Here is a 19,355-nt window from a genome sequence, read left to right as displayed (position 1 = left end):
AAGGACGGGGGATGACCACGAGCAAACGCGGTTCGAACAAGGCCGGTACGGCGTTGCCGAAGGCGGCACCCGCCGCTCCGGCGGGGGGGACGAACGGCGCGGCCGCCGCCAGGGCACCGGCGCGGCAGCAGCGGCTGCGCTTTCGTACCGATGATGTGAAAAGCAGCTATTGCAACATGGCCAATGTGACTTCGACCCGCGAAGAGGTGGTGCTCAATTTCGGCGTTAACCAGAATTGGGATCAGCCCGCCGACGCGGAGCGCGATCTGGAGGTCGATATTCAGCATCGCGTGATCCTGAGCCCCTTCGCCGCCAAACGGCTGACGGATGCGTTGACGCAGCTGATGCGCGATTATGAAGCGCGCCACGGGGCGCTCGGTTGAGCGATGAGGCAGGGCGAATGAACAGGGCCGCCGAAGCCGTATCGCCGGGTCCGTTTCAGGGCGCCGACGAAGCGCGGCTGTGGGCGTCGCTCGCACAGGCGCGCGGGGCGGGCGGCTTTTGCCAGGCCTGGCTTAACCTCCAGTGCCATCGCGTCGCCGGAGCCGCGGCGGGACTGATCCTGCTCGAAAGCGAAGGAGGGAGTTTCGGTCCTGCCGCCGCATGGCCGGAAGGGCCTCAGGACCGACCGCACCTGCGCCATGTCGCCGAACGCGCGCTCGGCGGCGGTCAGGTCACGATAGAGGCCGATCCCGACAATCCCGGCTCTACCGGAATCGGGTATCCGATCGGTTCTGAAGGCCGCACGTGCGGCGTCGTGCTGTTGTCGGTCGCAGGTCTGTCGCCGCCGCAGCTCCAGCTGTTGCTGCGCGAACTTCACTGGGGGGTCGGCTGGATCCACTCGGTCCTGTGGCAGCATCGCGCGACCGAGGCGAACGACCGGAATGCCGCGGCGGTCGCCGCGATGACCGTGCTCGCCGCCGTGCAGGAACAGGATACGCTCGCCGAAGCGGCGCTTGCATTTTGCAATGCGGTCACGGCGGCGTTGCCGGCCGAACGTGCCTCGCTCGGCTTGGTCCGCCGGGATGCCGTGAAACTGAAAGCGATGTCGCACGGCGCCTGGTTTCGCAAGCGGTCGGACGTTGCCGAAGCGATCGAGGCGGCGATGGACGAAGCGATGGACCAGGGCATGACGCTTGCCCTGCCTGCGGTGCGAGAGGGGCATCCGGTCGTTTTGCAGCAGGACCGGCTGCTCGCGCTCGCTGGCAAGGGGGCGGTCGCGAGCGTGCCGATGCTCGACCGTGGTTTGCCGGTCGGCGTGCTGACGATCGAGCGTACGGTCGACGACGAGCCTTTCGAGGCCCGGGATCTTCTCGTCGCGGAAACGATCGCCGCGCTCGTCGCCCCGGTGATCGCGCTACAGCAGCGCGAGGAACGCTGGATCGGTGGCCGTGTCCGGCAGCATGGCATGGACGGGGCCAAGGCGCTTTTCGGCCCGCGCCGGCCGCTNGATCGCCGCGCTCGTCGCCCCGGTGATCGCGCTACAGCAGCGCGAGGAACGCTGGATCGGTGGCCGTGTCCGGCAGCATGGCATGGACGGGGCCAAGGCGCTTTTCGGCCCGCGCCGGCCGCTCGCCAAGGGGCTCGGGATCGGCGCGCTCGTCCTCGCGCTCGTCCTCTTCCTGCCCTTCTCCCAGTTCCGCGTCGGCGCCGATGCGGAACTCGAAGGGCGGGTGCAGCGTGCCGCCGCCGCGCCCTTTTCAGGCTATATCGCGCGGTCGCAGGCGCGGGCGGGCGACATGGTGCGCGCGGGGCAGGTTCTCGCGACGCTCGACGACCGTGATCTGCGCATCGACCGCGCGCGGGCGGTGAGCGAAGTGCAGCAGCTCGACCGCCGCTACCGCGAGGCGCTCGCCAGGCACGAGCGCGCCGAGATGGGGCTGGCGGGCGCCCAGCTTCGTCAGGCCGAGGCGGCGCTCAAGCTGATCGACTATCGATTGGCGCGCACCAGCATCGTCGCGCCGCTGTCGGGTGTGCTCGTATCGGGCGACCTCAGCCAGCGGGTCGGCACGCCGGTGGAGGAGGGCGATACGCTGTTCGAGGTCGCGCCGCTCGGCGATTTCCGCGTCGTGCTTCATGTCGCCGAGGAGGACGTCAGCTATCTTGAGCCCGGCCAGACCGGTCGCTTTGCGCCGACCGGTCTCGCCGGCGGCACCGTCCCCTTCGTGATCCGGCAGATCACGTCGGTCACGTCCAGCAGCGAGGGGAGGAACCGGTTTCGCGTCGAGGCGGAACTGACCGGCGACCGGCGCGCGGTGCTGCGCCCCGGCATGGAGGGGGTGGCGAAGGTCGCGATCGACCGGCGCAGCAATTTCTGGATCTGGACGCGGGGGCTGCGCAACTGGCTCCGCCTCTTCTTCTGGAAATGGACGCCATAGGGGACAGATATGGCGAATCCCTTCGAAAGCGCCTCCTGGTTCCAGGTCGCCCGACTCCGGCCACGGCTGCGCTCGCACGTGCGGGTGCGGCGGCACCGCTATCGCGGCATTATCGCCTATGTTCTGGACGATGGCGCGGCAGGCCGCACCCACCGCATGCCGCGCGGGGCCTATCTGTTCGTCGGTCGCCTCGACGGCGAACGTACCGTCGAGGCGCTATGGGGGGACCTCGTCGGCGAACTCGGCGAGGATGCTCCGACCCAGGACGATGTGATCGCCACGCTCGGGCAGTTGCACGGTGCCGACCTTCTGTCCTCGGACATGCTTCCCGACACCGGCGAGATGATCAAGCGGCAGAAGAAGCAGCGCCGTCAGCTCTGGCTTCAGAACCTCAAGGGGCCGATGTCGCTGCGCTTTCCTCTCATCGATCCCGATGCCTTTCTGACTCGCGCGATGCCGCGGCTGCGTCCGCTTTTCGGTTGGCCCGGGCTGCTGCTGTGGCTGGCGGTGGTGGCGCCCGCGGCGCTGATCGCAAGCGCGCACTGGTCGGAACTGACGCATAATCTGGCCGACCGGGTGCTGGCCGCCGACAATCTGATGATCATGGCGCTCTGTTATCCGTTGGTGAAGATCATCCACGAATTCGGTCATGGTTTTGCGGCCAAGACGCACGGCCGCGAGGTGCGCGAGATGGGGGTGATGCTGCTGGTGCTCTTCCCCGTTCCCTATGTCGATGCGTCGGCCGCGAGCGCGCTGCCCGGCAAATGGCACCGGGCGCTGGTCGGCGCGGCGGGAATGATCGCCGAACTGTTCGTCGCCGCGCTGGCGACCTATGCCTGGGTGGCGCTCGAACCCGGGACCGCGCGCGCCTTCGCGTATAATATCATGCTGGTAGCGGGCATTTCGACATTGCTCGTCAATGGCAACCCGCTGCTGCGCTTCGACGGCTATTATATCCTCGCCGACCTGATCGAAATTCCGAATCTGGGGTCGCGCGCGAATCGATATTGGGGGCATCTGGTCGATCGCCACATCTTTCGCACCCATGATATCCAGCCCTTTGCCGCGACGCCGGGGGAGAAGCGCTGGTTCCTTGTCTATGCGCCCGCCGCGTTCGTCGCGCGCATCGTCATGCTGCTGGGCATTGCGCTGTTCGTCGCGCAGAAATTCTTCGTCGTCGGCGTTCTGATCGCGCTCTGGTCGCTTTGGACCGGCCTTGCATTGCCGGTGTGGAAAATGTTCGCGCATGTCTTTGCCAGCCCGCACCTGCACCGCAATCGCCGCTTTGCCGTGCAGGCGACGTTGGCAGCGACGGCGGCGCTCGGGCTGCTGCTTTTCGTCGTGCCCGCCCCGCATCACGTCAACGCGCAGGGCGTGGTGTGGCTGCCCGATGCGGCGCATGTCCGTGCTGGCACGGACGGTCTGATCACGCGCGTCGCGGTGGCGGAGGGGGCGGAGGTGCGGCCCGGGGACTTGCTGGTCGAGACGGTGCAACCGACCCTTGAGACCGAGGTGACAAAGCTCGGCTGGCGCGTTCGCGAGCTGGAAGCGCAGGCCGATTCGGAACTCGCAGGCGATCTTGTCAAACGACAGATCAGTCAGGTCGCTGCCGTCGAAGCCCGGGAAAAGCTGAGGATGCAGCGCCAGCGCGAAGCCGTGCTACGGCTCTTCGCCGGCGCGCCGGGCCGATTCCTCCCGGTAATGGCTCCGGCGACCGACCTGCCCGGCCGGCATGTAAGGCAGGGCGATTTGATCGGTTATGTCGCGCCCGATCGCGCCGAGATCGTGCGGATCGTCGTGCCACAGGACGACATCGACCTCGTCCGGCGCCAGTTGCGCGGCGTGCGCTATAGGATCGCCGCAGTACCGGGCGAAAGTTTCGCCGGCCGCATCGTGCGCGAAGTGCCCGGCGGCACGCATGAGTTGCCGAGCGAGGCCCTGGCGCTCGCGGGCGGCGGAAGCATCGCGGTCGATCCCACCGATACGAGCGGCCGCAAGGCGCTTAACCGCGTCTTCCTGTTCGACATCAGCCTGCCGCCGCGCCTGCGGCGCGTGCCGTTCGGAACGCGTGTCCACGTCCGTCTTCAACTCGCCTGGGAGCCGCTGGGCTGGCAGGTCGGACGGCGGGTACGGCAACTCTTTCTGTCGCAGTTCGATGCTTGACCTTGCGGCTCTTCGCGGTCGCGTCCACGACCTGTGGCGCGAGATACGCAGCGATGCGCGGCCGGTTGTCGCTCCCTATGCCGAGCGCGGGCCGGCCAGGACGTGGAAGTGGGACCGTCCGGTCGATCTGCTGATCGGGCGGCTTGCCGTAATGTCCGGTCGTCGCAAGCCGCCGCTGCTGACGCGGGCCGAGGCGATTTGCGCAGCGTCGGACGCACTGCGCGACCTCGACGATGCGACGCTCGATGCGCGCTGCGCCGACATGCGCGCGCGGTTGATGCGGCGGGGACTGTCCGACGATCTGGTGGACGAGTGTTTTGCGCTGATCCGCGAAGTGACGGGGCGCGAACTGGGCATGCGGCATTTCGCGGTGCAGCTGATGGGCGGGCTCGTCATGCTCGATGGCGGGCTGGCCGAGATGGCGACAGGGGAGGGAAAGACGATCACTGCGCTGTTGCCCGCGGTCACGGCGGCGATGGCACGGATGCCGGTGCATGTCTTTACCGTCAACGACTATCTCGCCGGGCGCGACGCGGAAAAGGTCACACCCGTCTATCGCCGCTTCGGGCTGGCGGTCGGGTTGATCGTCCACGGTCAGGAGCCCGATGCGCGCCGCGCGGCCTATCGCGCCGACATCGTCTATGGCACCAACAAGGAAATCACCTTCGATTATCTACGCGACCAGACCGCGCTTGGCCCCGAGCGCGGCGCGACGCGGCGGTTGCTCGGCGAATTATTCGGTCGCCGCGCGGCGCCATTGTTCCTGCGCGGCCTGCATTTCGCCGTGGTCGACGAAGCCGATTCGATCTTCATCGACGAGGCACGGACGCCGCTGATCCTTTCGGCCGAGTTGCCGGCGAACGATGACGGTCTCTATCTGGCCGCGCTCGAAGTCGCGCAGGGGCTGGAGGAGGGGCGGCACTATCGGGTGCGCGAGGCCGACCGTGCGATCGAACTGACCGACCGGGGGTGCCGGACGGTGGCCGATCGCTCCGAAGGGCTGCCGCACCCGCGCTGGCGGATCCGCCGGGCGCGCGAGGAACTGGCGTCGCAGGCGATTGCGGCATTGCGTCTCTATCAGCGCGACCGTGACTATATCGTCGCCGACGACAAGGTGCAGATCGTCGATGAATCGACCGGCCGCGTCATGGCCGACCGCGCGTGGGAAGGCGGACTGCACCAGTTGATCGAAACCAAGGAACGGGTCGCGCTGTCGGGGACGCGCAACACGATGGCGCGCATCACCTATCAACGCTTTTTTCGCCGCTATCGCCGCCTGTCGGGAATGAGCGGCACGGTGCGCGAGATGGGAGCCGAGCTGTGGGCCGATTACGGACTGCGCGTCGCGCTGGTGCCGCGGAACCGTCCCGATCGGCGAGAGGATCGCGGCCATTTGCTATGTCGCAATGCCGCCGAAAAATGGAAAACCGTTGCCCAAGCGGTGGAGGCGGTGCGCGACGGGGAGGCGCTGCGCCCGGTGCTCGTCGGTACCCGTTCGGTCGGAGATTCCGAAGCGGTTGCGGCGGCCCTCGACCGACGCGGTATCCCGCATCGCATCCTTAACGCGCGACAGGACGCCGAGGAGGCGGCGGTCATCGCCGCGGCGGGCCAGCCGGGCGCGGTGACGGTCGCGACCAATATGGCCGGCCGCGGCACCGACATCGAGCTGACCGACGCGGCGCGTGATGCCGGCGGATTGCACGTGATCCTGACCGCTTATCACGAAACGCCGCGTATCGATCGCCAACTCGCGGGCCGGGCGGGGCGACAGGGCGATCCCGGCAGTGCGCAGGCGATCACCGCGATCGACGACGAGCTTTACACATTGTTCGCTCCGCAGGCGGCAAGGGCTTTCGCCGCCTCGACGAAACAATGGCCGGTCGAGGGACGCGCGGCGGACGTCTTGCGCCGCTGGGCGCAGAGGACGGCCGAACGCCGCCACGCCGCGACCCGCCGCCAGACCGAATTGTCCGAGGAGCGGCTTCAGCAAGCGATGGCGTTCAGCGGGCGGAGTTAGAGCGAAGATGAAAGAAGGACATCCATGCCAGATTCTCCCGTTCCAGGTGCGAGAGGTGATTGGCAACCTGTCCAACTCTTGATCCCGCGCGTTGCGAAGATTGTCGACCGGCGCGGCCTGCATACCCGCCTGTTGATGCCGGGCTTCTATCAGGTCCGGTTTTCGCGATCGCGTGGTTGCCGGATATACCGCAACCCGCGATGACGATTCCGCCGCGGCGACCCGCTGACGCAATCATGGCCGGACGCGGACGATTGTGTATCGTCATCGGGACGCGCCGGCGCGGCGCGGCATCATCCTGACCGGTCAGCTTTCGGGTGGACCTTGCACCGCCTTGATCGTGGCGTCTTGCGTCGGCGTTTGTGCGGTTCCCGTGGCGACCGGATCGGGTCGGCCGGGTTCGCGGAAATCGATGACCCGGCCCTCGACATCGCGATAATGGGCCATCGGATCGTAAAGTAGGCTGGAATCGAAGTTCAGGTTGCGCGCCTCGGCGCGGCCGATCGCGGCCAGCAGGGCAAAGCCGGCGACATAGGCATCGCGCTCTGCCGTCACCAGCGTCACCTGCGAATTGAGCAATTCCTGTTCGGCGTTGAGCAGGTCGAGCAGCGGCCGCAACCCCGTGTTGGTTTCGGCGCGGATGCCGGTAAGCGCGCGTTCGTTCGCCGCGACCCCGCCCGTTGCCGCCTCGATGACATGCTGCGCCGAGCGCCAATTGGCAAAGGCCGATCGCGTTTCGGCGACGACCTCGCGCTCGGCAGCTGCGATTTGTTCGAGCGATGCGCCGTATTTTTCGCGCGCTTGCCGCGTCTGCGCGTTGACTCGCCCGCCTTCGTAGATCGGTATCTTCAGTTGCAGCCCGACATAGCCTGTCGTGCCCTGGTCGCGGTTGCGCGGACCGGTGCCCGACGAGAGCGAGCCAAGATAGCTGTAGCGGTTGAGCCCGCCGATCGCGCTGAGCCGCGGCATGCCATCGGCCTGAGCGACGGTGATGTCATGCTGCGCGGCGACGGTTTCGGCGCGCGCGGCCTGAAGGTTGGGATTGCTTTCGAGCGCGATCGTCACTGCCTCTTCCGCGGTCGCGGGCAGTTGCGGCAGCGGCGGCGGCGGCGCGAGGTCGCCCGGCGGATTGCCGACGAGGCGGATATAGTTTTCGCGGCTCGCGATCAGCCGCGCCCCCGCGGTTTCGAGCTGGCTGTCGGCGAGCGCGACGCGCGCCTCGGCCTGCGCGACGTCGGTCGGACCGCGGTCGCCGACGTCGAACCGGTCGCGCGTTTCGGAGAGCGTATAGCCGATCACCGAGCGGTTGCGCTGGTTAAGCCGGACCGTCGCCTCGTCGCGAATTACGTCCATATAGGCGGCGACGACCTGCGAGAAGAGGTCGGCCTCGGTCCCGCGTAGGCCGGCGCGGCTTGCCTCGGTGCGCGCCTTGGCGGCACCGACCGAATGACGCACCGCGCCAAACTGAACGAGCGGTACGTCGAGATTGAGCGTCGCGACAGCCTGACGATCGGGGTCGGAGACGAACAGCGTCGGCGACTGGTCGCCCTTCAGGACATTCTCCTGATAGATTGCGGATCCCTCCAGACTTGGCCGTCCTGCCGCGCGCGCTATCGGCACATTCTCGTCCGCGGCACGGACATTGGCGCGCTGCGCGGTCAGCGTCGGATTCGACGTGTAGGCCGTTTCGAGCGCCTGTTGCAGCGTGTCCGCGAACGCCGTGCCGGGCAGGGTCAGCAGGGCCGTGCAACCGAGTAGGGCAAGTCTGGGCTTCATCCGTCAATACTCCTCAACTCGTGCGCGATGCGGGCGGCGTCGGTGCTGCCGGTCCGGTCGTCACGCCGCCGATTGCGATCCGGCAGCGCAGCCCGGCGGGCAGCTTGTTGCCGGGATTGGGCAGCTCAAGCCGCATGCCGAAGGTGCCGCTAGCGGCGTCGAAGACGCGGTCGATCACCTTGACCTGCGCCCGGTATTCACCGCCCACCGGCTCTTCGGGAAAAATGGCCACCCAATCGCCCTCGTTCACCGTTCCCAGCTGCGAGATCGGAGCGAACACTTCGACGTTCAGCGGATTAAGCTGAGCGATCGTCAGGATGTGCGAGCTGCTTGGGCCGCGATATTCGCCGACCGACATCGCGCGCTCGGTGACGACCCCGTTGATCGGGCTGCGCACCGTCTTTTCGGTCAGAATGCGCTGGGACCGGACATATTCGAGTTGCGCGACACGCTGGTCCTGCGCGGCCGCCCGCTTTTCCTCGGCGGCGGCTTCGGCATTGGCTTCGGCTTCCTCGACCTTGTCGCGCGCCAGATGAACGCGGATTTCCTCGCTTCGCCGGCGGACGGAATCGAGATAGGCGGCGCGAGCGTCGGCCGCTCGTACCGCGTGGGAGTTGGCGGCGCGCGCCTGCGCTGCGTCGGCGGTCGCGCGATCGACATCCGCGCGCAGCCGGGCAACCACCTGTCCCCGTCCGACGGTATCGCCGCGATCGACCAGGATCGCCGCAATCACCCCCTCGACGCCGCTGTTGACGTGAATGAGACGGCTCGGCTCGATCAGACAGTCTTCGGATCGCGCCGGATCGGACAAAGGCTGCGCGGCGGCAGTCGTCAGCGGCTCCGGGGGTGCCCCACCGGCTGCGGGCCGGACGGGGGCGGCGCGCGGCGCCGGGGTGTGCCCTCCGGCGTCGTTGTCGGCGACGGCCAGATAGACGCCGCCGACCAGAACGATCGCCGCACCGCCTGCGGCCATGACCCGCATTTTGTCCATCCGATCCCCCTTGCGCGAATGCGCGCCCGCCACGGCCTTTTCGCGGCGCAGTTCCGTCCTCTCTTGGGTAAGCGGGGAAAGGCGGGATTTCGGATCACATCGATGATGACTGGCTCGTTTCGGGCGATCGCCGGTTGTAAAGCCCCGATGCCGGCTTGTGTCCGGCGGAATTTGTCCATAGCTTTGCGATGCTTGCTTGGATGTTTCAGGAGATTCGGCGCTGTGGGGGAGCCGGAGACGAAATTGGAGTTGCAGGGGTGGCGGCAGGGATCGTCGGACGCTCGCGACCGGCTGATCGCCCGCCTGTATCCCCAGTTGGCGGAAATTGCTGCTGCGCGCTTGCGCAGGGAACGGAACAGCTCGCTGTCGACAGGCGACCTGATTAACGATGCCGTGCTACGGCTGGTGCAGATGGAGCAGATTTCGCTGGCCGACCGCACCCATTTCATCGCGCTCGCCTCGCGGATGATGCGGCACATATTGGTCGATCATGCCCGGTCGAAATCATCGTCGAAACGCCGCCATCGCAAGGTTGAGATCGCCACCTATGTCGACGGGCCGCAGCGCATCGACCTCAAAGTGCTCGACGCGGCGCTCATTCGCTTGCGCGCATTGGACGGGCAATTGATGGAGTTGGTCGAAATGCGCTATTTCGGCGGGATGACGACGGCCGATATCGCCGAAGTGCTGGGGGTTTCCGAACCGACAGTGAAGCGCCGCTGGATGGTTGCGCGTGCATGGCTCGCCGATGCGATCGCCAATCCGATCGATCCCGAATGAAGCGACCCGGCTGTCGAAGCAGGAACGGCCTCGATCGGGGAACGTCCCTGCTTTAGCGCAATGGTCCGAATTCGGTCGTTGGTCGACCGGCGGCACATTTTTCCAGATTTCGGCGTAATCCGGGCAGGAATTCCGCCATGAAACCGGCGATTTCGTCGCGGCGCTCCAGGTCCGACAGATTGCTTTCGGCCTTTTTCCAGGAGTCGCAGGCCAGATCGCGCTTGGCAGCATCGCGGGCGATGACGCCGAGGATCATCTGCGAAAAACCCAGGGCGCCGAGTGTGTTGGGCGATCGTTCGGGGGTCAGCGCCGCCTGATGGATCGCGATCACTTCGCGTTGGCGGGCGATCGCCTCGTCGAAGCGACCTTGGTCGCGGAGCCACTGCGATTGTGCTTCGCGAATGCCGCTCGACAGCGTCTGCAGGGCATTGTCCTGGGGTTCGATCGCCAGCAGGCGGTCGATCATCGTCTGCGCCAACTCGATGAAGTGCGCGGCTTGCGCATCCTTTCCGAGCCGTGACGCCGTCGCAAAACCGTTATAGCCGGTCCAGGCAAGCATATAGAGAACGATCGGATCGTTCGGCCGCTCCTTTTCGAGCGCGTGGAATCGCTCCTCGGCATCGTGAAAGAGCGGCAGGCTCTTCGGCATGGTGCCTTCGTCGAACGACATCGCATAGCCGCGGTAATAAAATGCGTAGGCCAGGTCGAGCCGGGCCTCATAGGAGGCGCGTGCCGCTGCCGGCCATTGGCCGGTTTCCTTTTCCATGCGCGCGGCCAGGGCGGCCACGCCCGGCATGTCGTCGGTCATGTCGGCGACTTCCAGCTGGGCCTTGCGCACGGTAGCGCGGGACCGGAACCAGTCTAGGTCGCGCTGTGCCGGGGCGATCCGGTCGAGAGCCTTCAGCGCGCCGGCAATCGATGCTTTGGCGCCCTTGCCGTCATTGTCGCCGTGGATCTGGATGACCGCGCGATGTGCGAGCAGCCGCGCGCGGACGGTCTGGACCGCCGGACCGGGGTCGCCGATCGCATCGAGCAGCGCCACCGCCTTGTCGAGGCTGGCTTTCGCATCTTCGCGTTCACCGAAATTCGGCTCGTTCGGAACGCCCTGAATACGTGCCAGCTTGACGAATCCCTCGGCGGCTTCGAGCCGCAGGGCGTTGCCGATGTCCGGCGACGCGGCGAGGGCCGCGAGATAGGTTTGCGCCCGCTGCGCCAGGTCGACGCGTGCTTCGGTGTTGCCGACCACGCGGCTCATCCGGTCGTTGAGGTCGAAGAGCATATAATGCGCAAGTTCGCGAAGCTGTTGGAAACGCATGGCTTCGGCGGCGCGGGCGGTTTCCGTGGACCGCAAGGCGTGCAGCGTCACCCCGAAAGCGCCGAAGAGGAGCGACAGCGCCGCTGCGGTGGCGATCACGCCGGTGCGGTGTCGCTGAACGAACTTGCGCGCGACATAAGTGCGGCCGCCCTTGAGCGCGGCGACTGGAAAGCCTTCGCCCCACGCGTCGACGTCGGCGCTCAGCGCCTCGGCGGTGGGATAGCGATCCAGCGGGTTATGGGCTGTGGCCTGCGCGATAATCGCGCGCAACTCGCGATCGCCGTCCGTGGGCGGGATCAGCTTTTCGAGCAGCCGCCCGAGCGAATAGATGTCTGCGGCGGTCGTGACTTCGCTGCTTGTCATCCGTTCCGGCGCCGCATAGCCGGGAGTCAGGCTGAGGCTGTCGAGCGAGCCTTGACCCGTGGTCGATGCCGGCGCGGCGAGTGCGGCGGCCGGACGCGCGATCCCGAAGTCGATCAGTTTGACGGTCCCGTCCTGAGTGACCAGCACATTCGACGGTGTCAGGTCCCGATGGACGATCAGGTTGCGGTGAGCAAAGGCCACGGCGGTACAGATGTCGCGGAACAGGCGCCGCCGCGCGGGCGTTCCGGGCCGATGCTCCTCCACCCATTGGAGCAGCGGGAACCCATCCACATATTCCATGACGATATAGGGCGATCCGCCCTCGGTCTCGCCGCCGTCGTAAAGCTGTGCGATATTCGGATGGGCCAGCGTGGCGAGCGTCTGGCGCTCGCGTTCGAAGCGCGCGACCAGCGCTTCGGACAGCAGGCCGGGTTTGATGATCTTGATCGCCGCGATGTGGGCGAAGTCACCCGTTTCGCGCTCGCCTCGATAGACCGACCCCATGCCGCCGCGGCCAATGCGCGCGACGATGCGATAGGCGCCAATGCGCTCGGGAGCTGCCTCTTCGTAAAGGGCGTCGGCGGCGGCGCCGGTTCGCACCAGTGCGTCAAGGTTGGCCGCACGGATCGCATTGACGCGCTCGAGCAACTCGGGTCGCCCCTGCGTGCGGTCGGCGATCCAGTCATCACGCTCGTCTTCTGGCACGTCAAGCAGCGCCTCGAACAGAAGCAGCGCTTCCCGTTCGGTTGCCGGATCGTTCATAAAGCCTTGTCGTGGCTACGGAGGAACCGGCCGGCTCCCGTTGAATCACGGCCTGTGACTACCCGCATGGCCCCTCTCTGATCTGGTCCGCGCATCTTGTCGAATAACGCGTCGGTACAGGCAAGCCCTTCCTTCCCCGCTTGTCCTTTCATTTAGCGAATTGTCGGGGAAAATCGGATCAGAATTCAGGCGACGCACGGATATGTCTCACCGCCGGGCGGGCTGCTCGGCCGAGCATGTCGCTCCACGCCGTCGACTGACATTCCCTATCGCCAGCGATCGCGCACGCGGCCAGCTCTTGGTTGTTCGAGCATTCCATAGCCCCCAGACCCTTAGGGCCGCCATATTGCCAAGAAATTCCCTTTTTGCGATTGACTCGCAATATAAATAATTCCTAGAGGCGACCCCGAAACGAAAACGGGGGTCCGAAAGTGAAGACATTGACCGCGACGGCGAGCGTGCTGGCGATCGCCATGACTGTTCAGGCGCAGGCCGCGGAGCAGCCTGCCCAGAGCGAGGAGAAGGCCGGCGCTGAACCTTCAACGACGATCAAATTATCGAAGGTCCGGGTCGAGGGCGACGACGCGCCGATCAGCCATCGCTTCGGCGAGCCGGTCGATTCGGGCACCAGCCGGTTCGACCGGGAGTCGGTCGTGGCCCGTGCGCCAGGCTCGGGTGACGTGAACGAGATATTGCGCGCGCTGCCGACCGTGCAGTTCAGCAGCCAGGACGGCCGCGCGACCCGCGCCGAGCTTCAGGACCTGCGGCCCGCGAGCATCTCGATCTCGGGCGGCAGCTTCACCGAGAATCTGTTCGTCGTCGACGGCATCGGCGTCAATTCGCGGCTCGACGTATCGAGCACCAATCCGAACCATTATATCGAAGGCAATGCCGCTGGCTCAGCGCAATCCTTGTGGGTCGATTCGAGCCTCGTCGGCTCGATCACCGTGCGCGATTCCAACATCTCCGCCGAATATGGCCAGTTCACGGGCGGCGTGGTCGAGATCGACACGCGCGCGCCGGCTACCGAATTCGGGATCAGCGCGCATTATGGCGAGACGGGTCCCGATCTCGCGCAATTCCGCATTTCAAAGCGCAACCGCGAGGCTTTGGGCGACGACGTGCCGGGCAAGCCCGACTATCTGAAGCGCCGCTATGGCGCGAGCATCGACTTGCCGGTCAGCGACGCATTGCGCTTCCTGTTCGGATACAGCCGCTCGGAATCGCGCGTCACCTATGAGCGGGGTACCTATTACGCCGAATATGGCGATTATCGCCAGCAAAGCCTCAGCGAGAATTTTCTCGCCAAGGCCGAACTCGATCTCGGCGACGATCTGCGGCTCACCGGCCAGCTCACCTACAGCCCCTATGAGAGCGAATTTTCGCATCCGAACGGCATCGACAATTGGGTCTATCTCGACGGGGGCGGGCTGTCGGGAAGCCTGAAGCTCGAAGGCACTGGCGCGAACGAGGCGCGCTGGAAGGTGGAAGTGTCCCACGCCGTTTCGGACACCGACCGCCGCTCCGACCGACCCGGCATCCTCAACATCAGTTCGACCGCGCCCGGCGTCGACTGGTGCTCTTCGACAAGCAGTTGTTCGCTCGGCGCGCCCGACCCGATCAACCAGCGACAGTGGGACAGCACGGTGAAGACGCAGTGGGAACAGCCGGTGCTCGGCGGGGACATTCGCATCGGCGCGGAATATGCGCGCGTGAAGGCCGTCAAGGAGCGCCCGGAAACCGTCTATTCCTTCCGCCACGGCGACCGGGCCGATCTGCCGATCGAGGTCAACCCCGACACGGTCTGCACCCAGCCGATGCTGTATCCCGACACCTGCGTCGACGGCGCCTATGCGCTGGCACAGATGTCCCTCGCCATGGCGTTCCGATCGCGCGTCAAGCTCGATTCCTATACGCTATGGGGCGAATGGCAGGGCGATGTCGCTGGCTTCGAGGTTCGCGCAGGGCTGCGCTATGACCATGAAAGCTTCCTCGGCAATCACAATGTCGCGCCACGCCTTTCGGTCTCGCGAGACCTGCCCTTTGCCGGAATGAACCTGACGCTCGGCGCGAACCGTTATTATGGGCGCAGCTTCCTCGGCTATGCGCTGCGCGAAAGCTATCCCGACAATTATATCTATCGGCGCGTGCCCGAAGTCGTCGACGGCAAGAATGTCTGGTCGGACAATTGGACACTCTACAGCCACACGATCTTGCCGCGCTATTCGAATGCCGACCTCAGGACGCCCTATGTCGACGAGCTCACCTTCGCCCTGCGCGGCCTCGCGCCGCTGATCGGCGGCGAATATCGCATCCGCAGGATCCTGCGCGATTCGCGCAACAGGTTCGCGCAGTCGGAGCAAATAACTTCTACGGAGGTGGAGGAGACCGGCGATATCGCCACCGTCCGCAGCTACACGATCACTAACGACGGCAAGAGCAGCTACCGCGGCCTGTCGCTCGAATATGTCCGCGAATTCGGCAATCACAGTTTTTCGATGAGCACCAACCTGTCGAAGACCAAATCTTCGAACGTCGATTATTTCGACATCGCCAACGAGACCGAGTTCCAGGGTGAGAATGTCTATTATCAGGGCGAAGTCGTTCCGCTGCTTCGCGCCACCGCCAATAATCAGCTCGAGGATTATGCCGCGCCCGTCATCGTCAATTTTGACTGGGCGGCGCACTGGTTCGGCAAGCGGCTGCGCACCAATGTCAACGCCCGCTACCGCAGCGGCTTCGAGCGGGTCGACGATACGGGCGAGAATATCGTGGTCGATGGCGTGCGCTACGACGTTTACGATCTCGTCAAGTTCGACGATGCGGTCAGCTTCAACCTGTCCGCCACCCTCGATGCGATCCGGTCGCGTTATGGCGTGCTGTCGTTCGACCTGCGCGTCAACAACCTGTTCAATACCGTGCTGGAGCAGGATTACAGCAGCACGTCGCAGCCTTGGCAGATGGGCCGCAATGTCTGGATCTCGGCCAAATACAGCTTCTGATCCGATGCGCCGGCCGTGGATGCAGATCATCGCGCTGGCGGGGTTTTTCCTCGCCTCGGTCGGCTCTGCGGCCGCGCAGGACGCGGCGGCGCCCGACATGGCCGCCCTGCGCCTGCTTTATAGCGGACAGCCGCAGGACTGGCCGCGTCCGGTGCTGCAGCCGGGTGCTGTCTTCACCGAATTCGGCCCGACGCCGCCGGTTACCGATCCGCAGGTCAATCCATCGACCCCGGAAAAGATCGCCTTCGGGAAGATGTTGTTCGACGATCCGCGGCTATCGGGCTCGGGCCAGATCGCCTGCGCGTCGTGCCATAACCGCGAGCTCGGATTCGGCGACGGGATCAGCACCTCGTTCGGTCATAATCGCCAGCGCGGCCGGCGCAATGCGATGTCGCTCTATGCCGTCGCCTGGATGAAAGCGCTGTTCTGGGACGGCCGCGCGCCGAGCCTTGAAGCGCAGGCGCTGGCCTCGATGACCAACCCGTTCGAGATGGCGGCCGACCCGGATGTGGTCGTGTCGCGGCTCGCGGCCGATGAACGCTACACCGCGGTCTTCTCGCGTGCGTTCGGCGACCGGACGATGACGCCGCAGCATGTCGCGCAGGCGCTTGCCGCCTTTCTGCGGACACACAAGCCGAGAACGTCGCGGTGGGACCGCGCGTTGCGGGACGGCACGAAACTGCTCAGCGACCAGGAATTGCGCGGACTTCATCTCTTCCGCACCAAGGCGGGCTGCGCGAATTGCCATAATGGGCCGCTGTTCACCGATCAGCGCTTTCACAATATCGGGCTGTCCTTCTACGGACGGCGGCTTCAGGATCTCGGTCGCTACGAGATCACGAACGATCCTGCCGACGTCGGCGCCTTTCGTACGCCAAGCCTGCGCGGAGTGTCGCGTACCGGGCCATGGATGCACAATGGAATTTTCCCGCATCTGCGGGGCATCGTTAATTTCTACAATGCCGGCGGTGTGCAGTCGCGGCGCAAGCCCGAACAGGCGGACGATCCGTTGTTTCCGACCACATCTCCTATTCTCAAGCGTCTCGACCTGACGGGCGAGGAGCGCGATGCCCTCGTTGCCTTCCTGGAAACCCTGTGAGGGCTCCGGCGCCGTTCCCGCAGTCGCCGCGCCGCGAAAGTGGACGGAACCGGTCGAGGTCCGCGCGACGGCGAACCATTCGCGAAGCGAATCCGGTGCCGTCGCTGCCACCTGCCATCGACACCATGCGCTACAGCGACCGTCCGCTGCCGATGGCGACGCGGTTGCTCGGTCTGGCCGGAACGGCTTTCGTCTGTCTTGCCCTGGTCGGGGCGGGGCTGCTGCGTTGGGTGGACACGCCGCGTCCGCGGGGTTCGACCGCGGCATTGACGCTCGTCGAGATCGCTCCTCCCCGAGCGCGGCCCGCACCGCCAGGCGACCGTCCGCCGGGGCCGGAGCAGGTTGAGCGTCAAGCGATGCCGGAAAGCGCGTCGCCCACCGCCGCACCGATGCTACGTCTGGCGCCACCCGTTGACGCGATCGGGCCGTCAATGATCGGCCTTCCGCGACCGGGCGACGCCCATGCGCGCATTCCCGCATCCGATGCCAAGAGTGGCCCGCCCGCTACCCGCGCGATGGCACCCGAAGCGCGGCCCGTGCCTGCGGCACCGAAAGCCGCCGACGAGCGTGCGCGATGGGAGGGGCGCGTGTTGGCCGCGCTCCATCGCGCCAAGCGTTACCCGCGCGCGGCGCGGCGCGGCGGCGACGAAGGCACCAGCTGGATCCGTTTCGTGATCGATCGGCGCGGCCGCGTCCGCTCGGCGGTTCTGCAACGCTCGTCGGGTATCGAGTCGCTCGATCGGGAAGCGTTGGCGCTACCGGCGCGCGCGCAGCCTTTGCCCAGGCCGCCCAGGGCCGTGACCGGAAGCCGCATCGAACTGGTCGTGCCGATCGAGTTCTTCCTCCGCTAAGACGTAAATTGTTTTCCGGGTCCCTTCGGGAAGTATCGACATAGTCTTGCGCGCCCATCGGAGAGGTCGCGCCGATTGGGGCCTTGTCGGCACAGGGAAGCGCGTGCAGTTTTCCAGCAGCAACCGGGCCATCCAGCGGCCGGGCGCGCCCAGTTTTCCGAAGATTGCGAGGTCGGACGAGTGGTTCTGGAGCACAAAAGGCAAGCCGAAGCGACGATAGAGATACCAAGCCGTAATTCCCTGTGGCGCTAGCCAATGAGCATAGACCAGGTCGATGCGCCGTTCTCTGATGAGGCGGGCAGCCGCCGCGTATTGCGCCGCGAGGAAGAATGGCAATTGGAGGATCAGGAGAGGATCGCGCTTTATGTTCGGCATGATGGCGGGATAGGCCAGTTTCTGAAGCGCTGCCGGCCAAAAGTAGCGAAATCGCGTGACCCGAAGCCGTCCATGATCTTCGACGCCCGTTGCTTCGAGGTCGTCCGGAGCCAGAACATCGATTTCGTCATCGCCGCGTGCACCGAGCCACGCCTCGGCCTGTTCTCCGACGAAGTTGGCTTGCATGTCGCCGGAAAAGCGCGGAAGCGTTGAAGTTAGCATGAACATTCGCATCGAACGCGTTTTCCTTCGGCCGACGACGAATGCAAGCTGATTAACGCCCCGGATTCCCATTTGCGGCGGGTGCCCCGCCAGATCCTTGAACGCAAAACTGAAGCACTACCGGCATATTCGCTCACATTTTGCAACATTCGTTCCATAGGTCGCCGCGTCCGCGGCGGCGTTGATTCCCTTCGCCCTGATCGACGCCGCGTTCGCGACGGCGTTTTCCTCTTTCGCTTCAAACTGACGCCGCATGCGCGGCGGCGCTGATTCTCCTGGCACAGATTGTCGCCGCATGTGCGGCGGCGTGGTGATCCCGGCACGGGAGGGCCGCGAGGTGGGCGTCACTCGCCTCTAGTCCCGCCTGTCCGGGCCGCAACCCGCTTCGCGGGTTCTCCACTTCGTTTCGATCCTTCGGATGCCCCCCGGCCAATAGAGCGGGTCTGCCGGCTCCCTCCTGCCGCCCCCCTCGCGCCCCTTCCGGGCCGGGGTGCGGTTGGAAGGAGAGAAGGGAAATGGAACGGACGAGTGGACGCGAGAGCCTCTACCGCGAGGTCTCCAGCCGCATCATCGCCGAGATCGAGGAAGAGCGGCTGCCCTGGGTGCAGCCATGGGAGCGCGCGGCGTGCGCCTGCACGATGCCGTGCAACGCCGCAAGCCTGCGCCGCTACTCGGGGATCAATGTCCTCATCCTCTGGACCGAAGCGATGGCGAGGGGGTATTCCTCACAGCGCTGGCTCACTTACCGGCAGGCGATCGCGCTCGGCGGGCATGTCCGGCGCGGCGAGAGCGGGACGCGGGTCTGCTATGCCGATCGCTTCACGCCGCGGGAAGAGCAGGAGCGGGCAAGGGACGAGGGCCGCGAGGCGAGGGCGGTCGCGTTCCTCAGGCGGTTCACCCTGTTCAACATCGATCAGTGCGAGGACCTGCCCGCCCATGTCACGGCTGAAGACCCGGTGCCCGACCCGGTGCTGCAGGTGGCGGCAGCCGACGCGCTGATCGCGGCGAGCGGTGCGCGTTTCATCATCGGCGGCGACGAGGCCTTCTACAGTCCCGCGCACGATGCGGTGCAGGTGCCGCCGATCGCGGCGTTTCCCGATCCGGTCAACTGGTATCGCACCGCGCTCCACGAGCTTGGCCATAATGCCGCGATCCGGATTATGCCGCATGTGCTCGTTAGGGCGCGGTCGGCGGTATGATCACGCCAACCCCATTCGGCATAATCCTCGTCGCTCCAACAACATGGAGCACGACGATCATG

The 19,355-nt window shown here is 65.8% G+C and carries 14 protein-coding genes; 10 read left to right on the top strand and 4 right to left on the bottom strand.

Translation table 11 applies throughout. The annotated features are described in order from the left end of the window. Positions 1 to 11 precede the first annotated feature (11 nt). The 5 genes from AC58D2_RS19870 to AC58D2_RS19850 all read left to right on the top strand — a co-directional run bounded on the left by AC58D2_RS19870 (position 12) and on the right by AC58D2_RS19850 (position 6,558). Complete coding sequence (locus AC58D2_RS19870) at positions 12 to 383, top strand: DUF3467 domain-containing protein (RefSeq protein ID WP_497392772.1); 372 nt, start codon at positions 12 to 14, stop codon at positions 381 to 383. Positions 384 to 400: 17 nt separating this feature from the next. Further along, entirely contained in the window at positions 401 to 1,783 is a 1,383-nt protein-coding gene (locus AC58D2_RS19865; protein WP_497392771.1) for a GAF domain-containing protein, read from the top strand. Beyond that, entirely contained in the window at positions 1,674 to 2,378 is a 705-nt protein-coding gene (locus tag AC58D2_RS19860; protein ID WP_497392770.1) for an efflux RND transporter periplasmic adaptor subunit, read from the top strand. Before AC58D2_RS19865 ends, AC58D2_RS19860 begins: the two co-directional genes overlap by 110 nt. 9 nt (positions 2,379 to 2,387) lie before the next feature. Continuing rightward, positions 2,388 to 4,541: a peptidase M50 gene (locus AC58D2_RS19855; RefSeq protein WP_497392769.1), complete on the top strand. Its 2,154-nt coding sequence runs from the start codon at positions 2,388 to 2,390 to the stop codon at positions 4,539 to 4,541. Beyond that, positions 4,534 to 6,558 carry a preprotein translocase subunit SecA gene (locus AC58D2_RS19850; protein ID WP_497392768.1) on the top strand — a complete coding sequence of 675 codons (2,025 nt, stop codon included), beginning with the start codon at positions 4,534 to 4,536 and terminating at the stop codon, positions 6,556 to 6,558. Before AC58D2_RS19855 ends, AC58D2_RS19850 begins: the two co-directional genes overlap by 8 nt. 306 nt (positions 6,559 to 6,864) lie before the next feature. Here AC58D2_RS19850 and AC58D2_RS19845 read toward each other — a convergent pair whose 3' ends face one another. Next, positions 6,865 to 8,334 (bottom strand): TolC family outer membrane protein, encoded by a 1,470-nt coding sequence (locus AC58D2_RS19845; RefSeq protein WP_497392767.1) that lies wholly within the window; start codon positions 8,332 to 8,334, stop codon positions 6,865 to 6,867. A gap of 13 nt (positions 8,335 to 8,347) precedes the next feature. Beyond that, entirely contained in the window at positions 8,348 to 9,325 is a 978-nt protein-coding gene (locus tag AC58D2_RS19840) for an efflux RND transporter periplasmic adaptor subunit (RefSeq protein WP_497392766.1), read from the bottom strand. A gap of 18 nt (positions 9,326 to 9,343) precedes the next feature. On the opposite strand from AC58D2_RS19840, the gene AC58D2_RS19835 reads away from it, so the two are divergent. Next, complete coding sequence (locus tag AC58D2_RS19835) at positions 9,344 to 10,105, top strand: ECF-type sigma factor (protein WP_497392765.1); 762 nt, start codon at positions 9,344 to 9,346, stop codon at positions 10,103 to 10,105. Between the two features lie 52 nt (positions 10,106 to 10,157). On the opposite strand, the gene AC58D2_RS19830 is transcribed toward AC58D2_RS19835, so the two are convergent. After that, positions 10,158 to 12,545, bottom strand: a complete 2,388-nt coding sequence (locus tag AC58D2_RS19830) for a serine/threonine-protein kinase (RefSeq protein WP_497392764.1) — start codon at positions 12,543 to 12,545, stop codon at positions 10,158 to 10,160. Between the two features lie 431 nt (positions 12,546 to 12,976). Between AC58D2_RS19830 and AC58D2_RS19825 the strand changes: the two genes are divergently transcribed. The 3 genes from AC58D2_RS19825 to AC58D2_RS19815 all read left to right on the top strand — a co-directional run bounded on the left by AC58D2_RS19825 (position 12,977) and on the right by AC58D2_RS19815 (position 17,497). Continuing rightward, positions 12,977 to 15,547 (top strand): TonB-dependent receptor, encoded by a 2,571-nt coding sequence (locus AC58D2_RS19825; RefSeq protein WP_497392763.1) that lies wholly within the window; start codon positions 12,977 to 12,979, stop codon positions 15,545 to 15,547. Positions 15,548 to 15,551: 4 nt separating this feature from the next. Continuing rightward, positions 15,552 to 16,646 carry a cytochrome-c peroxidase gene (locus AC58D2_RS19820; protein WP_497392762.1) on the top strand — a complete coding sequence of 365 codons (1,095 nt, stop codon included), beginning with the start codon at positions 15,552 to 15,554 and terminating at the stop codon, positions 16,644 to 16,646. A 95-nt stretch (positions 16,647 to 16,741) separates the two neighbouring features. Then, a complete protein-coding gene (locus AC58D2_RS19815; RefSeq protein WP_497392761.1) occupies positions 16,742 to 17,497 on the top strand; it encodes an energy transducer TonB in 756 nt (251 codons plus the stop codon). Here AC58D2_RS19815 and AC58D2_RS19810 read toward each other — a convergent pair. Next, positions 17,402 to 18,058 (bottom strand): glycosyltransferase, encoded by a 657-nt coding sequence (locus AC58D2_RS19810; RefSeq protein ID WP_497392775.1) that lies wholly within the window; start codon positions 18,056 to 18,058, stop codon positions 17,402 to 17,404. The genes AC58D2_RS19815 and AC58D2_RS19810 overlap by 96 nt on opposite strands. Positions 18,059 to 18,609: 551 nt before the next feature. Here AC58D2_RS19810 and AC58D2_RS19805 point away from each other — a divergent pair. After that, positions 18,610 to 19,293 (top strand): ArdC family protein, encoded by a 684-nt coding sequence (locus AC58D2_RS19805; RefSeq protein ID WP_497392760.1) that lies wholly within the window; start codon positions 18,610 to 18,612, stop codon positions 19,291 to 19,293. Positions 19,294 to 19,355: the final 62 nt, after the last annotated feature.

Source organism: Sphingopyxis sp. CR5 (assembly GCF_059693785.1).
The sequence above is the reverse complement of the archived record's forward strand: the minus strand, read 5'-3'. Positions and strand labels throughout refer to the sequence as shown.

Coding starts and splice junctions, on each gene's coding strand:
- AC58D2_RS19830 (WP_497392764.1), bottom strand. CDS start 12,545: ATGAACGATCCGGCAACCGAACGGGAAGCGCTGCTTCTGTTCGAGGCG.
- AC58D2_RS19850 (WP_497392768.1), top strand. CDS start 4,534: ATGCTTGACCTTGCGGCTCTTCGCGGTCGCGTCCACGACCTGTGGCGC.
- AC58D2_RS19820 (WP_497392762.1), top strand. CDS start 15,552: ATGCGCCGGCCGTGGATGCAGATCATCGCGCTGGCGGGGTTTTTCCTC.
- AC58D2_RS19855 (WP_497392769.1), top strand. CDS start 2,388: ATGGCGAATCCCTTCGAAAGCGCCTCCTGGTTCCAGGTCGCCCGACTC.
- AC58D2_RS19805 (WP_497392760.1), top strand. CDS start 18,610: ATGGAACGGACGAGTGGACGCGAGAGCCTCTACCGCGAGGTCTCCAGC.
- AC58D2_RS19840 (WP_497392766.1), bottom strand. CDS start 9,325: ATGGACAAAATGCGGGTCATGGCCGCAGGCGGTGCGGCGATCGTTCTG.
- AC58D2_RS19845 (WP_497392767.1), bottom strand. CDS start 8,334: ATGAAGCCCAGACTTGCCCTACTCGGTTGCACGGCCCTGCTGACCCTG.
- AC58D2_RS19810 (WP_497392775.1), bottom strand. CDS start 18,058: ATGCAAGCCAACTTCGTCGGAGAACAGGCCGAGGCGTGGCTCGGTGCA.
- AC58D2_RS19870 (WP_497392772.1), top strand. CDS start 12: ATGACCACGAGCAAACGCGGTTCGAACAAGGCCGGTACGGCGTTGCCG.
- AC58D2_RS19835 (WP_497392765.1), top strand. CDS start 9,344: ATGCGCGCCCGCCACGGCCTTTTCGCGGCGCAGTTCCGTCCTCTCTTG.